The 16,776-nt window shown below is 72.4% G+C and carries 19 protein-coding genes; 7 read left to right on the plus strand and 12 right to left on the minus strand.

What is annotated here, in order from left to right; translation table 11 throughout:
* Positions 1-160: 160 nt before the first annotated feature.
* Positions 161-805 (plus strand): O-methyltransferase, encoded by a 645-nt coding sequence (locus tag K6T13_RS13440; RefSeq protein ID WP_222898298.1) that lies wholly within the window; start codon positions 161-163, stop codon positions 803-805.
* A gap of 22 nt (positions 806-827) precedes the next feature.
* Here the strand turns inward: K6T13_RS13440 and K6T13_RS13445 are convergent, their stop codons facing one another.
* From K6T13_RS13445 to K6T13_RS13455, 3 genes are read right to left on the minus strand one after another with little or no spacing between them, the layout of a single operon-like run.
* Positions 828-1,166 carry a hypothetical protein gene (locus K6T13_RS13445; RefSeq protein ID WP_222895059.1) on the minus strand — a complete coding sequence of 113 codons (339 nt, stop codon included), beginning with the start codon at positions 1,164-1,166 and terminating at the stop codon, positions 828-830.
* The gene (locus K6T13_RS13450; protein ID WP_222895060.1) at positions 1,166-2,713 is read right to left on the minus strand and encodes a leucyl aminopeptidase family protein; all 1,548 of its coding nucleotides are present in this window, start codon (positions 2,711-2,713) and stop codon (positions 1,166-1,168) included. Before K6T13_RS13450 ends, K6T13_RS13445 begins: the two co-directional genes overlap by 1 nt.
* 4 nt (positions 2,714-2,717) lie before the next feature.
* The gene (locus K6T13_RS13455; RefSeq protein ID WP_222895061.1) at positions 2,718-2,885 is read right to left on the minus strand and encodes a DUF3117 domain-containing protein; all 168 of its coding nucleotides are present in this window, start codon (positions 2,883-2,885) and stop codon (positions 2,718-2,720) included.
* A 138-nt stretch (positions 2,886-3,023) separates the two neighbouring features.
* Here K6T13_RS13455 and K6T13_RS13460 point away from each other — a divergent pair, with 138 nt between their 5' ends.
* Together K6T13_RS13460 and K6T13_RS13465 are read left to right on the plus strand one after the other, a co-directional pair.
* The gene (locus K6T13_RS13460) at positions 3,024-3,791 is read left to right on the plus strand and encodes a PaaX family transcriptional regulator (RefSeq protein WP_222895062.1); all 768 of its coding nucleotides are present in this window, start codon (positions 3,024-3,026) and stop codon (positions 3,789-3,791) included.
* A gap of 31 nt (positions 3,792-3,822) precedes the next feature.
* On the plus strand, positions 3,823-4,614 hold the full coding sequence (locus K6T13_RS13465) for an enoyl-CoA hydratase-related protein (protein WP_222895063.1): 792 nt from the start codon (positions 3,823-3,825) through the stop codon (positions 4,612-4,614).
* A 9-nt stretch (positions 4,615-4,623) separates the two neighbouring features.
* Here K6T13_RS13465 and K6T13_RS13470 read toward each other — a convergent pair whose 3' ends face one another.
* Genes K6T13_RS13470 through ileS form a run of 7 tightly spaced genes read right to left on the minus strand, consistent with a single transcriptional unit; the run spans position 4,624 to position 11,331 of the window.
* A complete protein-coding gene (locus tag K6T13_RS13470) occupies positions 4,624-5,373 on the minus strand; it encodes a M14 family zinc carboxypeptidase (RefSeq protein WP_222895064.1) in 750 nt (249 codons plus the stop codon).
* Positions 5,373-5,798, minus strand: a complete 426-nt coding sequence (locus K6T13_RS13475) for a hypothetical protein (protein WP_222895065.1) — start codon at positions 5,796-5,798, stop codon at positions 5,373-5,375. The genes K6T13_RS13470 and K6T13_RS13475 overlap by 1 nt, the downstream gene beginning before the upstream one ends.
* Before the next feature lie 14 nt (positions 5,799-5,812).
* Entirely contained in the window at positions 5,813-6,106 is a 294-nt protein-coding gene (locus K6T13_RS13480; RefSeq protein ID WP_346729090.1) for a DivIVA domain-containing protein, read from the minus strand.
* A 7-nt stretch (positions 6,107-6,113) separates the two neighbouring features.
* The gene (locus K6T13_RS13485; RefSeq protein ID WP_222895066.1) at positions 6,114-6,869 is read right to left on the minus strand and encodes an LOG family protein; all 756 of its coding nucleotides are present in this window, start codon (positions 6,867-6,869) and stop codon (positions 6,114-6,116) included.
* Positions 6,866-7,006, minus strand: a complete 141-nt coding sequence (locus K6T13_RS13490; protein ID WP_222895067.1) for a hypothetical protein — start codon at positions 7,004-7,006, stop codon at positions 6,866-6,868. Before K6T13_RS13490 ends, K6T13_RS13485 begins: the two co-directional genes overlap by 4 nt.
* A gap of 35 nt (positions 7,007-7,041) precedes the next feature.
* The gene (gene dapE, locus K6T13_RS13495) at positions 7,042-8,106 is read right to left on the minus strand and encodes a succinyl-diaminopimelate desuccinylase (protein ID WP_222895068.1); all 1,065 of its coding nucleotides are present in this window, start codon (positions 8,104-8,106) and stop codon (positions 7,042-7,044) included.
* A 27-nt stretch (positions 8,107-8,133) separates the two neighbouring features.
* Complete coding sequence (gene ileS, locus K6T13_RS13500; RefSeq protein WP_222895069.1) at positions 8,134-11,331, minus strand: isoleucine--tRNA ligase; 3,198 nt, start codon at positions 11,329-11,331, stop codon at positions 8,134-8,136.
* Positions 11,332-11,687: 356 nt separating this feature from the next.
* On the opposite strand from ileS, the gene K6T13_RS13505 reads away from it, so the two are divergent.
* The 4 genes from K6T13_RS13505 to K6T13_RS13520 all read left to right on the plus strand — a co-directional run bounded on the left by K6T13_RS13505 (position 11,688) and on the right by K6T13_RS13520 (position 15,278).
* Positions 11,688-12,962, plus strand: a complete 1,275-nt coding sequence (locus K6T13_RS13505) for a phosphotransferase (RefSeq protein ID WP_222895070.1) — start codon at positions 11,688-11,690, stop codon at positions 12,960-12,962.
* Between the two features lie 9 nt (positions 12,963-12,971).
* Complete coding sequence (gene dapD, locus K6T13_RS13510; protein ID WP_222895071.1) at positions 12,972-13,919, plus strand: 2,3,4,5-tetrahydropyridine-2,6-dicarboxylate N-succinyltransferase; 948 nt, start codon at positions 12,972-12,974, stop codon at positions 13,917-13,919.
* Positions 13,916-14,881, plus strand: coding sequence for a VldE C-terminal domain-containing protein (locus K6T13_RS13515; protein ID WP_222895072.1), 966 nt, complete (start codon positions 13,916-13,918; stop codon positions 14,879-14,881). Before dapD ends, K6T13_RS13515 begins: the two co-directional genes overlap by 4 nt.
* A 94-nt stretch (positions 14,882-14,975) precedes the next feature.
* Positions 14,976-15,278 carry a hypothetical protein gene (locus K6T13_RS13520; RefSeq protein ID WP_222895073.1) on the plus strand — a complete coding sequence of 101 codons (303 nt, stop codon included), beginning with the start codon at positions 14,976-14,978 and terminating at the stop codon, positions 15,276-15,278.
* A gap of 19 nt (positions 15,279-15,297) precedes the next feature.
* On the opposite strand, the gene dapC is transcribed toward K6T13_RS13520, so the two are convergent.
* Positions 15,298-16,407, minus strand: coding sequence for a succinyldiaminopimelate transaminase (dapC, locus tag K6T13_RS13525; protein ID WP_222895074.1), 1,110 nt, complete (start codon positions 16,405-16,407; stop codon positions 15,298-15,300).
* Positions 16,404-16,730, minus strand: coding sequence for a ferredoxin (gene fdxA / locus K6T13_RS13530; RefSeq protein ID WP_222898300.1), 327 nt, complete (start codon positions 16,728-16,730; stop codon positions 16,404-16,406). Before fdxA ends, dapC begins: the two co-directional genes overlap by 4 nt.
* Positions 16,731-16,776 lie beyond the last annotated feature (46 nt).

Consider the following 16,776-nt stretch of genomic DNA (forward strand, 5'->3'; position numbering starts at 1 on the left):
CTGTGAGTCGGTGCTCTGGTCCTCGACCTCCTCAACGAGCGTCGTCGGCCCCGTGTTCCCGGGGCCACGCGGTAGGGTCGTGACGCTCGCAGGCGCCCGGACGCCGTCCGGACCGGGCCGGACCCAGGAGGCCACCATCACCACCTCGCACGTCGGGCCGCTGAAGCCCGCCAGCTGGTCGTACGCCGAGACCTTCATCGCCGAGGACGATGTGCTCGCGGCGGCGCGGGCGCGTGCCGAGGAGGTCGGGGTCGCCCCGATCGGGTCCGGCGGCGGTACGGCGCTCCGGTTCCTGACCTCGGTGCTGGACGCCCGGGCCGTCGTCGAGATCGGCACCGGCACCGGCGTCTCCGGCCTGTGGCTGCTGCGCGGCATGCGCGCCGACGGCGTCCTCACCACCGTCGACATCGAGGCGGAGCACCAGCGGCTGGCCCGCGAGACCTTCACGGACGCCGGCATCCCTCCCCAGCGGGCCCGCACCATCTCGGGGTCGGCGCTCGACGTGCTGCCGCGCCTGACGGACGGCCACTACGACCTGGTGTTCTGCGACGCCGACAAGGCCGAGTACGACGCCTACCTGACCGAGGCGCTCAGGCTGCTGCGGCCCGGTGGCGTCGTGGCGTTCGACAACGCCCTGTGGCACGACCGGGTCGCCGACCCGGCCCAGCGCGACGAGGAGACGGTGGCGATCCGCGAGCTCGGCAAGCGGGTCGCGGCCGACGACGACCTCGTCTCGGTGCTGCTGCCGGTCGGTGACGGCCTGCTGGTCGCCAAGAAGGTGTGGAGCCCCGAGCCCGGCGAGTGAGCTGCACCCCGGAGCCTGGCGGTCAGTAGCGCGCCGCCGACTGGAAGCCGTCCTGCCCCTCGGCGATCGCGACGACGTCGCACTCCTCGATGAGCACCGGCGGGCTGCCGATGATCTGCGAGCCCGGAGCGTCGGCCGCGCCCTGGCTGAAGGTGCGCTGGAACTCCGCGCGGTCCTCGTCGGTCGCGAAGACGTAGCAGCCCTCGAACCACTGACCGCGGCGCATCCGCCAGGTCTTGAACCGCAGCCCCTTCATGCCGGTGAACCGGGCGTGCGAGCTCTCCTCGACGTACGTCGCCAGCTCCTCGGCCACGTCGTCGGGTGCGTCGACGAGCGACCACCGCACCGTGAGGCCGCGCATCAGGCGATCCCGGCGAGCGGGTCGTCGCTGGTCAGCCACTGCAGCAGCACCCGCGCCCCGAAACCGGTCGGCCCCGTCGTCCACTCGTGGTGCTCGTCGGGCGAGTCACCCACGGACGCGACGTCGAGGTGGGCCCACGGTGTGCCACCCACGAAGTGCTGCAGGAACAGGGCCGCGGAGATAGCCCCGGCCTTGCGGGGACCGTTGTCGGCGTCGGCGACCTCGGAGGCGATGTAGGCCTCGTAGTCGGCCACCAGCGGGAAGCGCCAGAGCTCCTCGTCGGAGGCCGAGCCCGCCTCGCGCAGCGTCCGGGCCAGCTGCTCGTGGTTGGCGAAGTAGCCGCCGGTGCGGATCCCGAGGGCGACCTTCATCGCCCCCGTGAGGGTGGCGATGTCGACGATGGCGGCGGGCTCGAGCTCGTCGACGGCGTAGGCGAGGGCGTCGGCCAGCACGAGCCGCCCCTCGGCGTCGGTGTTGGTGACCTCGGTGGTGCGACCGCCGTAGTGGCGGATCACGTCACCGGGGCGGAGCGCGTTGCCGCTGATCGCGTTCTCGGCGGCGGCCACCAGCCCGGTGACCCGCAGCGGGCAGCCGAGCTCCCGCAGCGCCGCCAGCACGGACATGACGACGGCACCACCGGTCATGTCGCGCTTCATCGTGGCCATCGACTCGCTGGGCTTGATCGAGAGGCCGCCGGTGTCGAAGGTGATGCCCTTCCCGACCAGCACCACGCGCGGCGCCTTGCGGCCGCCCTTCGGTACGTAGTCGAGCCGGACCATCCGGGGCGGGGTGGCCGAGGCCTGACCGACGCCGAGGATGCCGCCGAACCCCTCGGTGGCGAGCCGGTGCTCGTCCCACACCGTGCAGGTGAGGCCGGAGGCGGCGGCCAGCTCCTCGGCCTGCTCCGCCAGCCACGGCGGGTTCTTGATGTTGGAGGGAACCGTGGCGAGCATGCGGCTGCGCCAGCCGGCACCGCCGAGCACGATGCCGCGGTGGAGCGCCGCGGCGACCGCCTTGTCCTCCGCCGACGAGGCGAGGACCACCCGGCCCACGGGCGGGTGCTCGGGCCCGCCGGAACGGAAGGTGAAGCTGAACGACGCGAGGGTCAGGCCGACCACGTAGGCCTCGAGCCCACCGTCGTCGCTGATCGCGTGGACCGACGACGCCAGCGACGTACGGTCGCGCACCGCCCGGGCGACGGCGGCGCCGGCCCGGCGGAGGTCTCGCCGGGTGGCCCCACCGACCCCGACCAGCAGGAGCTGGCGCAGGGCCGGGTTGTCGGGGGTACCGGCGGGGACGGGCCAGCTGGTGATCTCGCCGGCACGGCCGGTGGCGCGCTGGGCGTCGAGCACGTCGAGGAGGTCCACCCCGAGGGCGGCACCGACCTCCTCGGCCCCGGGCCCGAGCAGCACGGACCCGTCGCCGATCCCCGTCAGCACGGGGATCGCGACGACCTCGACACCGCTGACGGCATGGGGGGGCAGTGCGCTGAGCGCGAACTCGGGGGGTGAGACCTGGGCAGGAAGTGTGTCGGTTGCGAAGGCCACGACGTCAGCTGGTGACGCCCTCGAGCGCCTGCCGCAGCTCGGTCGCCTCGTCGGCGTTGAGCTCCACGACCAGCCGTCCGCCACCCTCGAGCGGCACGCGCATGACCAGCCCGCGTCCCTCCTTGGTGACCTCCAGCGGACCGTCGCCCGTCCGGGGCTTCATCGCCGCCATCCGCGCACCTCTTCCTTGTGAGACTGACATGGCAGATCCCGCCACGATGGGGGGAGTCGTACCGGATGCTTCCCCATTATCCCCTATGTCGGGGTGACCCCGACCACAGGCCCGACAAGTGCTGGCACACTCCCCCTCATGCATGCCCGGTCCGCGCTCTTCGACGTCTACGGGGACCACCTCCGATCCCGCCGCAGCCAGGCTCCGGTCGCGGGCCTGGTCGAGCTGTTGGAGGCGGTCGGCATCCAGGGACCCGCGGTCCGCACCGCCATCTCGCGCATGGTGGCCGAGGGGGCGCTCGAGCCCGTGCGGCTCGACGCGGGGCGGGGCTACCGCGCGACGGAGCGCACCATCCGCTGGCTCGACGACGTCTCCGCGCGCGTCTACCGCCGGGTCGACCGGGACTGGGACGGCAACTGGTACCTCGCGCTGGTGCATCCGCCCGCGGAGCGGGCCGACCGCGCACGGCTGCGTGCCGACCTCGCGTTCATCGGCTACGCGGAGCTCACGCCCCACACGTGGGTCAGTCCCTTCCCCCGCAGCGAGCTGACCGAGGTGCTCCAGCGCGTCCGGACGACGGCACGGCTCGCGCGGGCCGACCGGATCGAGCCGGAACCGACCGACGCCTGGGACCTGGCGGAGCTCTCGGCGGCGTACCACCGCTTCGTGCGGGACGCGGACGCGATGCTCACAGCGGCGTCCGAGCCGGTGAGCGACCGTGACGCCTTCGCGACCCGGTTCCGGCTCGTCCACGAGTGGCGGAAGTTCCTCTTCACCGACCCCGGGCTGCCTGACCGGCTGCTGCCTGAGGACTGGCCCGGTCGCGAGGCGGAGCAGCTCTTTACCGCGGAGGCCGAGCGCCTGAAGCCCGCCTCTGACCGGTTCGTGGCCCACTGCCTCGACTGAGCGGTCCGTCGGGTGCGGCAGACTGCCCGCCATGACCTCTCCCGTGCTGCTCGACCTGACCGACGGCGTCGCGACGATCACGCTGAACCGGCCCGACGCCATGAACAGCCTCGACGTGGCGACGAAGGAGGCCCTGCGCGACGTCGCGGAGCAGGTGGCCGAGGACCCGGCGGCCCGGTGCGTGGTGCTGACGGGCACCGGGCGCGCCTTCTGCGTCGGCCAGGACCTCAAGGAGCACGTCGAGATCCTCCGCAGCGACGCCCGGGACGAGCTGTTCCGCACGGTCGACGAGCACTACAACCCGATCGTCACGGCCGTCGCCACGATGCCCAAGCCGGTCGTGGCCGCGGTCAACGGCGTGGCGGCCGGCGCCGGGGCCAGCCTCGCGATGGCGTGCGACCTGCGGATCCTGTCGGAGAGCGCCGGGTTCAACCTCGCGTTCGCCGGGGTGGCGCTGTCCTGCGACACCGGGGCGAGCTACCACCTGCAGCGGCTGGTGGGTCGGGCGCGGGCGATCGAGCTGCTCTACTTCCCTCGCACCGTGTCGGCGCAGGAGTCGCTCGAGCTCGGGCTGGCCACCCGCGTCGTCGCCGACGACGACCTCGTGCCGACCGTCCAGGAGACGGCCGCCCGGCTCGCCGCCGGTCCCACCGTGGCCTACGGCGCGATGCGACGGTCGGTGGCCTACGCCGCCGGCCACTCGCTGGAGACGGCGCTGGCCTTCGAGTCGCGGATGATGAAGGAGACCGGGGCCACCGCCGACCACGCGACGGCGGTGGACGCCTTCCTGGCCAAGGAGAAGCCGGTGTTCGAGGGACGCTGACGCGCCCGCTCAGACGATCTCGGACTCGAGCTTGCGCCACCGGGCGCCGAAGACGTCGAGGACCCGGCGCGGCGCGGTGCGGCGCATCATCCGACGACTGGGGCGCGAGCCGTACTCGACGGTGAGGGCGGCACCGCGGAAGTGGTGGTTGTACCAGCTGGTCATGGTGCCGTGGCACACGCCGCCGCAGTCGAAGGTCTTGGTCGGCAGCTTCAGCCTGCGGGCCACCTTGCGCGCGAATTTCTTGTTCTTGGTGTCGGTGTCGACGCCGTAGAGGGGCTGGTGGAAGCTGAGGATCCGCACCGGGCGGATGTCACGCAGGAACCGCATCATGGCCCGGGTCTCGGGTTCCGACGCCGGCCTCGGACCGGACTCGTAGCTGCCGTCCAGGTCGGCCCAGTTGTGGGGGTAGTTGCGGTTGAGGTCGACGCCGCGGGCGTTCTTGCGGGTGCCCGCCGCGAGCCCGTCGGGGTTGTAGGTGGGGACCACCCACAGGTCCACGCCGGCGATCGGCCGGCCGTCGCGGAGCGCGGTCAGGATCTGCCTGGTGTGCGGCTCGTCGCCGTGCATGGTCGAGATGAGGACGACGTCACGCTTGGACCGCTCGCCCAGCCGGTAGGCCATGATCGGGCGCCCGCGGACGGACTCGCCGATCTTGCGCTTCCCGATGACCGCGTCGGCGGAGGCAGGGCCCGAGGGCAGCAGCAGGAGGGTCCCGAGAAGGGCGAGCAGCGCGACCCGGATCGCGGCCGAGGTCATCAGACGCTGCCCACCGCGTAGGCGAAGGTGAACACGACGACCCCCACGAGCATGCCCACGTGTGCCAGCACCGACAGCCCGGGGCCCTCCGACCAGCTGTCCTGCACCGCACTGGTGGCGTGGCGTCCCTTGCTCGGCAACCACCGCACCAGGATCAGCAGCCCCGCGATGGTGACCAGCCACCACAGGGCGATCGCGACGATGCCGGCGATCTCGCCGCCGAACGGGGTGTCCTCGGCGGCGAGGAGGTAGACGATCCAGACGATCAGGGCCAGGCCGCCCGCGCCCGTGTGGATGTTGAGCAGGCTGCTGCCGACGCTCACCCGGCCGGCGCCGCCGCCCTCCTTACTCAGACGGAGTCGGGTCAGCACCACCACGACCGCCGCCAGCGCGGTGAGGATGTAGACGACGACCTCGATCGGCATCCTCGCAGTCTGCCCTAGCGCGACTCGCCGTCGCCACGACCCGCCGGTGGCGGCGGGTCGCCGGCGTCTGCCTCCAGCTGGTCGGCGAGTCGGTCGAGGAGCGCGTCGACCTCGGACATGCGGTAGCCGCGGAAGGCCAGCGAGAACCGCACCCGGCGCAGGTCGTGGCCGCCCAGCGCACCGGTGGCGGGGACGACGGCGTCGGGTCGGTCGTCGTAGACCTCGCGCATCGGCGTACCCCGACCGGCGGCGACGACGGCGATCGCGCCGAGCGCGAGGACGATGAGGACGGCGAAGATCCAGGTCACGGGCTGCTCACTCCGGTCGGTGGGCGGGCGGCTCGGCGAGCCGGTCGTCGCGAGCCGCGACCATCAGCCGCACGGCCTCGTCGACGTCGTCGGTCACCACCAGCAGCTCGAGGTCGGACTCGGCGATCTTCCCCTCGGCCAGCACGGTGTCGCGCAGCCAGCCGAGGAGGCCCGACCAGTAGTCGACACCCATCAGCACCACCGGGAAGGAGGTGACCTTGCGGGTCTGGACGAGGGTCAGCGCCTCGAACAGCTCGTCGAGGGTGCCGAGGCCGCCCGGCAGCACCACGAAGCCCTGGGAGTACTTGACGAACATGGTCTTGCGGGCGAAGAAGTAGCGGAAGTTGACGCCGAGGTCGACGTACTCGTTGAGCCCGGTCTCGAAGGGCAGCTCGATCCCGAGCCCGACCGAGGTGCCTCCCGCCTCGATGGCGCCCTTGTTGGCGGCCTCCATCGCGCCGGGTCCACCGCCGGTGATCACCGCGAAGCCGGCCTCCACGAGGTCACGGCCGAGGCGCTCGGCCAACCCCCAGAACGGGTGGTCGGGCGCCGTCCGCGCCGAGCCGAAGACGGCGATCGCCGGACCCAGCTCGGCCAGCGCCCCGAACCCCTCCACGAACTCGGCCTGGATCCGGAGCACGCGCCAGGGATCGGTGTGGACCCAGTCGCTGGGCCCCCGCGAGTCGAGCAGCCGCTGGTCGGTGGTGCCCTCGTCGACGGCACTGCGGCGTAGGGTCACCGGGCCCTTCGACTTGCTCGTCATGACGCGCTCCGTCCGTGGTCGGCCTCCCAGAGGGAGTCGGCCACCGTGCTGACGACCTGTTCCTGCTCCGCCGTCGGCCGTACGGCGAGGACGGCGTCACGGTCGTCGTCGGTGATCTCCCGCAGCGTGATCGGCACGTGGCCACGCTAGTCGAGGGTCGTGGTCCTCGTGGTCAGGGAGCGCCCAACCACGCCCGCAGCTGCCGCTCGCACCGCTCGATGTGCTCGATCGGCACGTGCTCGTCCTGCTTGTGGGCGAGCATCGGGTCGCCCGGGCCGAAGTTGACGGCCGGCACGCCGAGGGCGCTGAACCGCGAGACGTCGGTCCAGCCGAACTTGGGACCCACCTCGCCACCGACGGCCTCGACGAAGGCCTTGGCGGCCGGACGGTCGAGGCCCGGCAGTGCCCCCGGGGCGGAGTCGGTGAGCCGGACGTCGAAGCCGGCGAACACCTCACGCACGTGCTGCTCGGCCTGCTCCACCGAGCGGTCCGGGGCGAAGCGGTAGTTGACGGCCACGACGCACTCGTCGGGGATCACGTTGCCCGCGACCCCGCCGGAGATCCAGACGGCGTTGAGGCCCTCGTGGTACTCCAGCCCGTCGATGACCGGCTTGCGCGGCTCCCAGGCGTTGAGCCGGTCGAGGATCTCGGCGGCACCGTGGATGGCGTTCACCCCGCGCCAGCTGCGGGCGGAGTGGGCGCGCTCGCCGGTGGTCCGGACGTCGACCCGCAGCGTGCCCTGGCAGCCGGCCTCGACCGAGGCGTTGGAGGGTTCCATGAGGATCGCGAAGTCGGCCTCGAGCAGCTCGGGGTGGCTCTCGGCGAGCTTGCGGAGGCCGTTGAACTCGTCGTCGATCTCCTCCGCGTCGTACAGCACGAACGTCAGGTCGCGGTTGGGCTCGGGCACCGTGGCGGCGAGCCGCAGGATGACCGCGTCACCGGACTTCATGTCGCAGGTGCCGAGCCCGTGGAGCAGGCCGCCCTCGCGCCGGACCGGCAGGTTGCCGTTGACCGGCACCGTGTCGAGGTGACCGGCCAGCACGACCCGTTCGCCACGGCCGAGGTCGGTCCGCGCCACCACGGTGTGGCCGTGGCGGCTGACGGTGAGGTGGGGCAGCGTCCGCAGCGCGCTCTCGACCGCGTCGGCGATCGCCTGCTCGTTCTGGCTCACCGACTCGATGTCGACCAGCTGCTCGGTGAGCGACACCGCGTCGGCGGTCAGGTCCAGCGTCGTCATGGGCTCCATCCAATCAGCGGCGGCGACTCAGGCCCGGGCGACCCGGACGTCGACCTCGGCGGCGTCCTCGAACGCCACGGAGGTCGCGAGCGTCTCCTCGGCGATCAGCTGCTCGTGGGCGCGGGCGGCCTCGAGCACCTCGACGGGCCCGGCGATCGTCAGCGCGATCCGGTCCGCCACGTCGAGGTCGGCGTCACGCCGGGCCTGCTGCACCGCGCGGACCAGGTCGCGCGCCGTGCCCTCGGCCTCCAGCTCCGGCGTCGTGGCGGTGTCGAGCACCACGAAGCCGCCGCGCGGCAGCACCGCGGTGGCCGTGCCGCTCGCGGCGTCACCGGCCACGGTCTCGAGGGTGAACTCGCTGTCGGCGAGCTCGACGTCACCGCAGACCACGGTCCCGTCGTCGCGCACCGACCAGTCCCCCGACTTCGAGGCCTTGATGACCTGCTGCACGTCGCGTCCCAGCCGCGGCCCGGCGGCGCGGGCGTTGACCGTGAGCCGCTGCTCGACGGCGTACGCCGCCGCCTCCTCGGACCCGGCCTGCACCAGCCGCACCTGCTTGACGTTGAGCTCGTCGGCCAGCAGCGACTCGAACCCGGCCAGCGCCGAGGCGTCGTCGAGCACGGCGGTGAGCGACGCCAGCGGCAGCCGGGTCCGCAGGCCGTGGGCCTTGCGCAGCGCGAGCCCGGCCGAGGCCGCGTCGCGGACCTCGTCCATGGCGGCGACCAGCCCCGCGTCGTCGGGGAGCACGGCCGGGTCGGGGTAGTCGGCGAGGTGCACCGACCGCTCCCCCGTCAGCCCGCGCCAGACCTCCTCGGTCGTGAGCGGCAGCAGCGGGGCGGCGGCCCGGCACACGGCCTCGAGCACCGTGTAGAGCGTGTCGAAGGCGTCGACGTCCTCGCTCCAGAACCGGTCGCGGGACCGGCGGATGTACCAGTTGGTCAGCACCTCGAGGAAGCCACGCGTGGAGTCGCACGCGTTGGCGACCTCGAAGGCGTCGAGCTGCCGGGTCATCGCGTCGACGTACTCCCGCAGCTTGGCGAGGATGTACCGGTCCATGACGTGCCCCGAGTCGGTCCGGAGCGTGGCGTCGTGGCCCGCACCGCCGTTCGCGGCGTTGGCGTAGAGCGCGAAGAAGTACCAGCTGTTCCACAACGGGATCAGCACCTGCCGGACGGACTCACGGATGCCGCGCTCGGTCACGACGAGGTTGCCGCCGCGCAGGATCGGACTGGACATGAGGAACCAGCGCATGGCGTCGGCGCCGTCGCGGTCGAAGACCTCGTAGACGTTGGGGTAGTTGCGCAGGCTCTTCGACATCTTGTTGCCGTCGGAGCCGAGCACGATGCCGTGGCTGACGCAGGTCTCGAACGCCGGCTTGTCGAAGAGCGCGGCCGCCAGCACGTGCATCGTGTAGAACCAGCCGCGGGTCTGGCCGATGTACTCGACGATGAAGTCCCCCGGGTAGTGGTCCTCGAACCAGTCGGCGTTCTCGAACGGGTAGTGCACCTGGGCGAACGGCATCGACCCCGACTCGAACCAGCAGTCGAAGACGTCGGTGACGCGACGCATGGTCGACTTCCCGGTGGGGTCGTCCGGGTTGGGCCGGGTCAGCTCGTCGACGAAGGGCCGGTGCAGGTCGTCCGGGCGGACGCCGAAGTCGCGCTCGATCTCGTCGAGCGAGCCGTAGACGTCGACCCGGGGGTGGGCGGGGTCGTCCGAGCGCCACACCGGGATCGGGCTGCCCCAGAACCGGTTGCGCGAGATCGACCACGGGCGGGTGTTCTCGAGCCACTTGCCGAACTGCCCGTCGCGCACGTGGTCGGGCACCCACCGGATCTCCTGGTTGAGCTCCAGCATCCGGTCGCGGATCTTGCGGGTGTCGACGAACCACGACGACACCGACATGTAGATCAGCGGCTGCCGGCAGCGCCAGCAGTGCGGGTAGGAGTGCTCGTAGCTCTCCCGGCGCAGGAGCACCGTGCCCGGGACGACGGAGCCGGTGTCGCCCGCGCCCTTCGTGGCGTTCTTGAGGTGCTCGATGATCGGCAGGTTGGCGTCGAAGACGTGCAGCCCGTCGTAGTCGGTGATCGGGAAGGTGAAGCGGCCGTCCTTGGCCACGGCGACGGTGAGCTCGATGCCCTCCCGGTCGGTGATCACCTTGTCGTCCTCACCGTAGGCGCCGGCGCTGTGGACCAGCCCGGTGCCGTCGGCGGTCGTCACGAAGTCGGCGGCGACCACGCGGTGGGCGTTGGCGGTGCCCTCGAAGTAGGTGAACGGCGGCGCGTAGGCGCGACCCACGAGGTCGCGCCCCGAGAGCCGCTCCACGACCTTCGGCTCCTCGCCGAGCTCACGGGCGTACGCCGCGAGCCGCTCGGCGCCGAGCAGGTAGCGCTCCGTGCTGCCGGTCGGCTGGTCGGACTCCACCACGACGTACTCGATGTCTTCGCCGACCATGATCAGCAGGTTGGACGGGAGGGTCCACGGCGTGGTCGTCCAGACGAGCGCGATCTCGCCGGTCTCCAGCCGCATGCCGACCGTGACCGCGGGGTCCTGGCGGTTCTGGTAGACGTCCTCGTCCATGCGCAGCTCGTGGTTGGACAGCGGCGTCTCGTCGTTCCAGCAGTAGGGCAGCACCCGGAAGTCCTCGTAGACGAGGCCCTTGTCGTAGAGCTGCTTGAAGGCCCAGAGCACCGACTCCATGAAGTCGAGGTCGAGGGTCTTGTAGTCGTTGTCGAAGTCGACCCAGCGCGCCTGCCGGGTGACGTAGTCGCGCCACTCCTCGGTGTAGGCGAGGACCGAGCTGCGGCAGGCCTTGTTGAAGCCCTCGATGCCGAGGTCGACGATCTCCTGGGTGGTCTTCATGCCGAGCTGGCTCATCGCCTCGAGCTCGGCGGGCAGGCCGTGGGTGTCCCAGCCGAAGCGGCGCTCGACGCGCTGGCCGCGCATGGTGCGGTAGCGCGGGATCAGGTCCTTGACGTAGCCGGTGAGCAGGTGGCCGTAGTGCGGCAACCCGTTGGCGAACGGCGGGCCGTCGTAGAAGACGAACTCGTTCGCGCCGTCGTCGCCGGGCTCGCGCTGCTCGACGCTGGCCTCGAAGGTGCCGTCGGCCTTCCAGTAGGCCAGCACCCGCTCCTCGATCGCCGGGAAGTTGGGCGTGCCGGGCACGTGGCCCCGGCCGTAGTCGTGCTCCCCGGACTGACCGGTGGCGACCTTCGGATAGGTCATCGGCGGCTCTCCTGCGGTACGTCGTGCTCTCGGTCCTGGCTGCCGAGGACGACCCCGTCGCCGGGACCGCGGTACCACCTCGCTTGCCCCGCTCGCGCGGGACCGCTCGTCGACGGCTGTGACGGGCCTACCCGTCCGGGTCTAGTGAGTCCCTGGCGGGACCGTTCTTCCGGAGGCTCGCCGCTGATGACGGCTCGGACGCCTGTGGCGCCCAGCGTACGGCGCCGCTCGGCGTCTCCGCCAATCCGTTGGGTGGTGGGGGCGCGGGATAGTCCCTCACGAAACGGTGGCTGATCGGGAGGTTCGGGAGCCGTTTCGTGAGGGACTACCGTCCTCGGCGTGACGGAGAGCGGCCAGTGACCGAGCTCGTCCAGCTGTACGACGCCGACGGCGACCCGGCCGGGACGGCCGACCGCGCGCGGGTTCGGGCGGAGAACCTGACCCACGCCGCGACGGCCGTGGTGGTCCGGGACCCGTGGGGGCGGGTCCACGTCCACCGGCGTACGGACACCAAGGACGTCTACCCCGGGCGCCACGACTTCGCCGCCGGTGGCGTCGTGGCCGCCGGCGAGGAACCCCGGGCGGCCGCCGCCCGCGAGCTGGCCGAGGAGCTCGGCATCACCGGGGTGACGCTCGAGCCGGTCGGCGTCGCCCACTACGGCGACGACCACACCGACTACTGGGGCCACTGCTTCACCACGACCTGGGGCGGCGAGGTGACGCTGCAGCCCGAGGAGGTCGCATGGGGTGACTGGTGGCCGCTCGACCGGCTGGTGGCCGCGATCGACGACGACCCCGAAGCGTGGACGCCGGACACCGCAGCGCTGCTGGGTGGCTGGCTGCGCGCCCGGGTGGCCGAGCGTCAGGACGTCGAGGAGCAGGGCTGGGACAGCCACACCGAGCTGGTCGAGGGCCGCTGGATCGACCGGACGCCGCGGCGCCCCGAGGTGGTCCCCGCCCTGACTGCCGAGGCCGCGCTGCTCCCCCGCCTCGCCCCTCGGCTGCCGCTCGCGGTCCCCGTGCCGCTCGCGCTCGGCGGCACGCCACCCCGGTTCCGCCACGAGCGGGTCCCGGGCCGCCCCGTCCGGCCCGACCGGCTCACGGCGGACGACGGCCGGCGGCTCGGTCACTTCCTCCGCGTGCTCCACGACACCCCGGCCGAGCTCTGGGCCAGCACCGGGCTGGGCCGGGACACGGCGCTCCTCCCCGAGCTCGACGCCATGGTCGACCAGGTCGTCCCGCTGCTGCCCGCCGACCTCCGCGACGCCGGGTCCGCTCTCCTCGCCCGGCTGCGGGAGGCGGCCCACCGCAGCGTGCTCCGGCACGGCGACGTCGGCCCCTCCCACCTGCTGACGACGGACGGGCGCCTCACGGGTGTCATCGACTGGACCGACGCGGCCCTCGGCGACCCCGCCCTCGACCTGGCCTGGGCGGTGCACGGCACGCCGCAGCGGTTCGCCGATGCACTCGTGTCGACGTACGGCGCGACCCCGGCGGAGCTGGCCCGCGGCCGCGACTGGCACCTGCTCGGCCCCTGGTGGGAGGTCCAGCACGGCCTGGCCCACGACTCCCCGGACCACGTCGACTCCGGCCTGGCCGGGGCCGTCGAGCGGCTGCGGGCGACTCCGTAGGCTTGCCCCGTGACCGACGCACCGACCTCCGCCTGGGGCCACGGCCTCACCACCCTCGACGCCGACGGGACCGTCCTCGACGTCTGGTTCCCCTCCCCCGCGCTGGGCGACCCCGCCGACGGCGACGCCCCCGCTGAGCTGACCGCTCTCGAGGGCAAGGACGAGCTCCGCGCCGTGGTCCGTGAGGTACGCCGGGTCGTCGTGACCGACCTGCAGTCCGCGCCGGCCACGACCGAGGACGCCTGGCTGCGGCTGCACCTGCTGTCGACCCGCCTGGTGCGTCCCCACGACATCTCGGTCGAGGGGATCTTCGGCCAGCTCACGAACGTGGTGTGGACCAGCGCCGGCCCCTGTGCCGTGAAGGACTTCGAGACGACCCGCGCCCGGCTGCGGGCGGCCGGCCAGCAGGTCAGCGTCTTCGGCGTCGACAAGTTCCCCCGGCTGACCGACTACGTGATCCCCACCGGCGTCCGCATCGCCGACGCCGACCGGGTCCGGCTCGGTGCCCACCTCGCTGAGGGCACGACGGTCATGCACGAGGGCTTCGTCAACTTCAACGCCGGCACGCTGGGCGCCTCGATGGTGGAGGGCCGCATCTCGGCCGGGGTCCTCGTGGGCGACGGGTCCGACGTCGGGGGCGGTGCCTCGATCATGGGGACCCTGTCGGGGGGCGGCAAGGAGGTCATCTCGGTCGGCGAGCGGTGCCTGATCGGGGCGAACGCCGGCATCGGCATCTCGCTCGGCGACGACTGCGTGGTCGAGGCAGGCTGCTACGTGACGGCAGGCACCAAGGTCACCGTCACCGACATGGACAACAAGCCGAAGGTGGTCAAGGCGGCCACGCTCTCGGGCGCCAGCAACGTCCTGTTCCGGCGCAACTCGGTGACCGGCGCCATCGAGGCCGTGCCGTGGCAGGGCGAGGGCATCGCGCTCAACGCCGCGCTGCACGCCAATTGAGGAGGCTCTGGGCCATCGGCGCCGTGGTGGCGCTGGTGGCCGTCGGCGTCGTGGTCTGGCGGGTGCTGCCCGAGGGCGCGAACCCGTTCCGGGCCGACAGCTGCACCGCCACGGTCCAGGGCCGCAGCGTCTCCCTGGAGCCCGAGCAGGCGGCCAACGCCGCGTTCATAGCCGCGGTGTCCGTGCGCCGGGGGCTGCCGGCCCGCGCCGCGACGATCGCGATCGCCACCGCGATCCAGGAGTCGAAGCTGGTCAACATCGACTACGGCGACCGTGACTCACTGGGTCTGTTCCAGCAGCGACCCTCGCAGGGCTGGGGCACGCGCCGGCAGGTTCTCGACCCGGAGTACTCCGTCAACGCCTTCTACGACGAGCTCACGAAGGTCGACGGCTACGAGTCGATGGAGGTCACGGACGCCGCCCAGGAGGTGCAGCGCTCCGCCTACCCCGAGGCGTACGCCGACCACGAGGCCGACGCCCGCGTGCTCGCCAGCGCGCTGACCGGCCAGTCACCTCGCGCCTTCCACTGCACCGTCACGGACCGGCCCGAGCCGGGGCCGACCAGGCTCGACGAGGCCGGTCTCACCCGCCGGGCCGCCGCCGTGCGCCGCGACCTCGAGCAGGCCTTCGGCCCCCAGTCGCTGGGCGGGTTCGCCCCTGGTGGGGTCCGCGACGGCCACATGGAGGGGTCGGCCCACTACGAGGGCCGGGCCGTCGACATCTTCTACCGGCCCGTGACCGACACCAGCAGGGCGCGGGGCTGGGCGATGGCCCACTACCTCGTCGCGCAGGCGACCCGTCTGGACATCCGGACCGTCATCTTCGACAACCGGATCTGGACCGCCGGGTGGCGATCCGACGACGGCTGGCGTCGCTACGACCCCGACACCGACGGCCGGGACGCCGCCACGGCGGCGGTGCTGGAGCACCGGGACCACGTCCACGTCGACGTACACCAATGAGGGGATAGCGAGGTTTTACCGTGTCGCCGCGTGTCACGGCCCGGTCCGCGTGGGACATTGGCTGCTTGGAGTGGGCATCGTCCTGGGGGGGAACATGCTGGATTCGACCGTACTGACCATCGGTACCGCGCTGCGTCGTGCGCAGGACGCCGGGCTTCCCGTCGAGGTGCTGATCCACGGTGAGTGGATCGGCGGGATGGTGCTCGGTCTCGACGGCCACGGCGCGATCCTCGACGGCGACCACGGCGAGAGCGCCGTGATCAGGCTGCAGGACGCCTGCGCCGTCAAGGTGCACCCGGCCGAGGAGGCGCGCGGAGCCGCCGCCCCGCGCACCGGTGACTGGGACCACCGGGTCCACGTCCACCAGAGCGCCGAGCCGCTGCGCGCCCTGGGCTGAGCGTCCCGCTGGGCGTCCCTCAGCCGAGCTCCGCGAGCCGGCCGACGGCTGCGCCGACCCGCTCGTCGGTCGCCGTGAAGGCCACGCGCACGTGCTGCGCGCCCGCGCGCCCGTAGAAGGAGCCGGGCGCCACCAGGATCCCGGCCTCGGCCAGCCGGCCCACCGTCTCCCAGCAGTCCTCGCCGCGGGTCGCCCAGAGGTAGAGCGACCCCTCCGAGTGGTCGATCGTGAAACCCGCCTGCAGCAGCGCCTCCTGCAGGAGCGCGCGCCGGGCGGCGTACGTCGCGTGCTGGGCGCGGACGTGGTCGTCGTCGGCCAGGGCGGCGGCCATGGCCCGCTGCTGGGGGGCCGGCATCATCAGGCCGAGGTTCTTGCGCACCGCCAGCAGCTCGGCCACCACGGCGGGGTCGCCGGCCACGAAGCCGCAGCGGTAGCCCGCGAGGTTCGAGCGCTTCGACAGCGAGTGGACCGCGAGCAGCCCCTCGTGGGAGCCGCCGCAGATGTCGGGATGGAGCACCGAGGACGGCGTCTCCTCCCACGCCATCTCGAGATAGCACTCGTCGGACACCAGCAAGGTCCCTCGGTCGCGGCACCAGTCCACGACCTTGCGGAGGTGGTCGGGGGGCAGCACCCGCCCGGTGGGGTTGGACGGCGAGTTGAGCCACAGCAGCGCCGGCACCTCGGGGCCGAACGCGGTCAGGCTGTCGGTGGCACGTGCGCGGGCGCCGCACAGGGCAGCACCCACCTCGTAGGTCGGGTAGGCCAGCTCGGGGTAGCCGATCAGGTCGCCCTCCCCCAACCCGAGGTGGAGCGGCAGCGCTGCGATCAGCTCCTTGGTGCCGATCGCCGGGAGCACCCCGTCGACGTCGAGCCCGGTGACCCCGTGACGCCGGGCGAGCCAGTCGACCGCGGCCTGGCGGGTCTCGGGCAGCCCCACGGTCGTGGGGTAGCCGGGTGCGTCACCGGCAGCCGCCAGGGCGTCGCGCACCACCGCGGGGGTGGGGTCGACCGGAGTGCCGACCGAGAGGTCGACCAGGCCGTCGGGGTGGGCGCGCGCCGTCGCGGCGTACGCCGTGAGCTTGTCCCAGGGGAAGTCGGGCAGCCGGGCTGAGACCGGCCCGCGGGTCACTCGTCGTGTTCCTGCGGGGGGAGCTCGGCGACCAGCTGGTGGTCGTGGTCGATGACACCCATCTTGGCCGCGCCACCCGGCGAGCCGAGGTCGTCGAAGAAGTGGACGTTGGCGTCGTAGTAGTCCTTCCACTCCTCGGGCGTGTCGTCCTCGTAGAAGATCGCCTCGACCGGGCAGACCGGCTCGCAGGCGCCGCAGTCGACGCACTCGTCAGGGTGGATGTAGAGCATCCGCTTGCCTTCGTAGATGCAGTCGACGGGGCACTCGTCGACGCACGCGCGGTCCTTGAGGTCGACGCACGGCTGGGCGATGACGTAGGTCACCAGGTCCTCCTCGAACACACAGCGGATGGTGTTTCTGCTCTGGGGG

The sequence above is a fragment of the Nocardioides coralli genome (assembly GCF_019880385.1).
GTDB classification, from domain to species: Bacteria; Actinomycetota; Actinomycetes; order Propionibacteriales; family Nocardioidaceae; genus Nocardioides; species Nocardioides coralli.

Bases quoted from the DNA above. Each gene is read 5' to 3' on its own strand.
- K6T13_RS13485 (WP_222895066.1), bottom strand. From the start codon at position 6,869: ATGACGAGCAAGTCGAAGGGCCCGGTGACCCTACGCCGCAGTGCCGTC.
- K6T13_RS13465 (WP_222895063.1), top strand. From the start codon at position 3,823: ATGACCTCTCCCGTGCTGCTCGACCTGACCGACGGCGTCGCGACGATC.
- ileS (WP_222895069.1), bottom strand. From the start codon at position 11,331: ATGACCTATCCGAAGGTCGCCACCGGTCAGTCCGGGGAGCACGACTAC.
- K6T13_RS13520 (WP_222895073.1), top strand. From the start codon at position 14,976: ATGCTGGATTCGACCGTACTGACCATCGGTACCGCGCTGCGTCGTGCG.
- K6T13_RS13460 (WP_222895062.1), top strand. From the start codon at position 3,024: ATGCATGCCCGGTCCGCGCTCTTCGACGTCTACGGGGACCACCTCCGA.
- K6T13_RS13475 (WP_222895065.1), bottom strand. From the start codon at position 5,798: ATGCCGATCGAGGTCGTCGTCTACATCCTCACCGCGCTGGCGGCGGTC.
- K6T13_RS13470 (WP_222895064.1), bottom strand. From the start codon at position 5,373: ATGACCTCGGCCGCGATCCGGGTCGCGCTGCTCGCCCTTCTCGGGACC.
- K6T13_RS13445 (WP_222895059.1), bottom strand. From the start codon at position 1,166: ATGCGCGGCCTCACGGTGCGGTGGTCGCTCGTCGACGCACCCGACGAC.
- dapE (WP_222895068.1), bottom strand. From the start codon at position 8,106: ATGACGACGCTGGACCTGACCGCCGACGCGGTGTCGCTCACCGAGCAG.
- K6T13_RS13455 (WP_222895061.1), bottom strand. From the start codon at position 2,885: ATGGCGGCGATGAAGCCCCGGACGGGCGACGGTCCGCTGGAGGTCACC.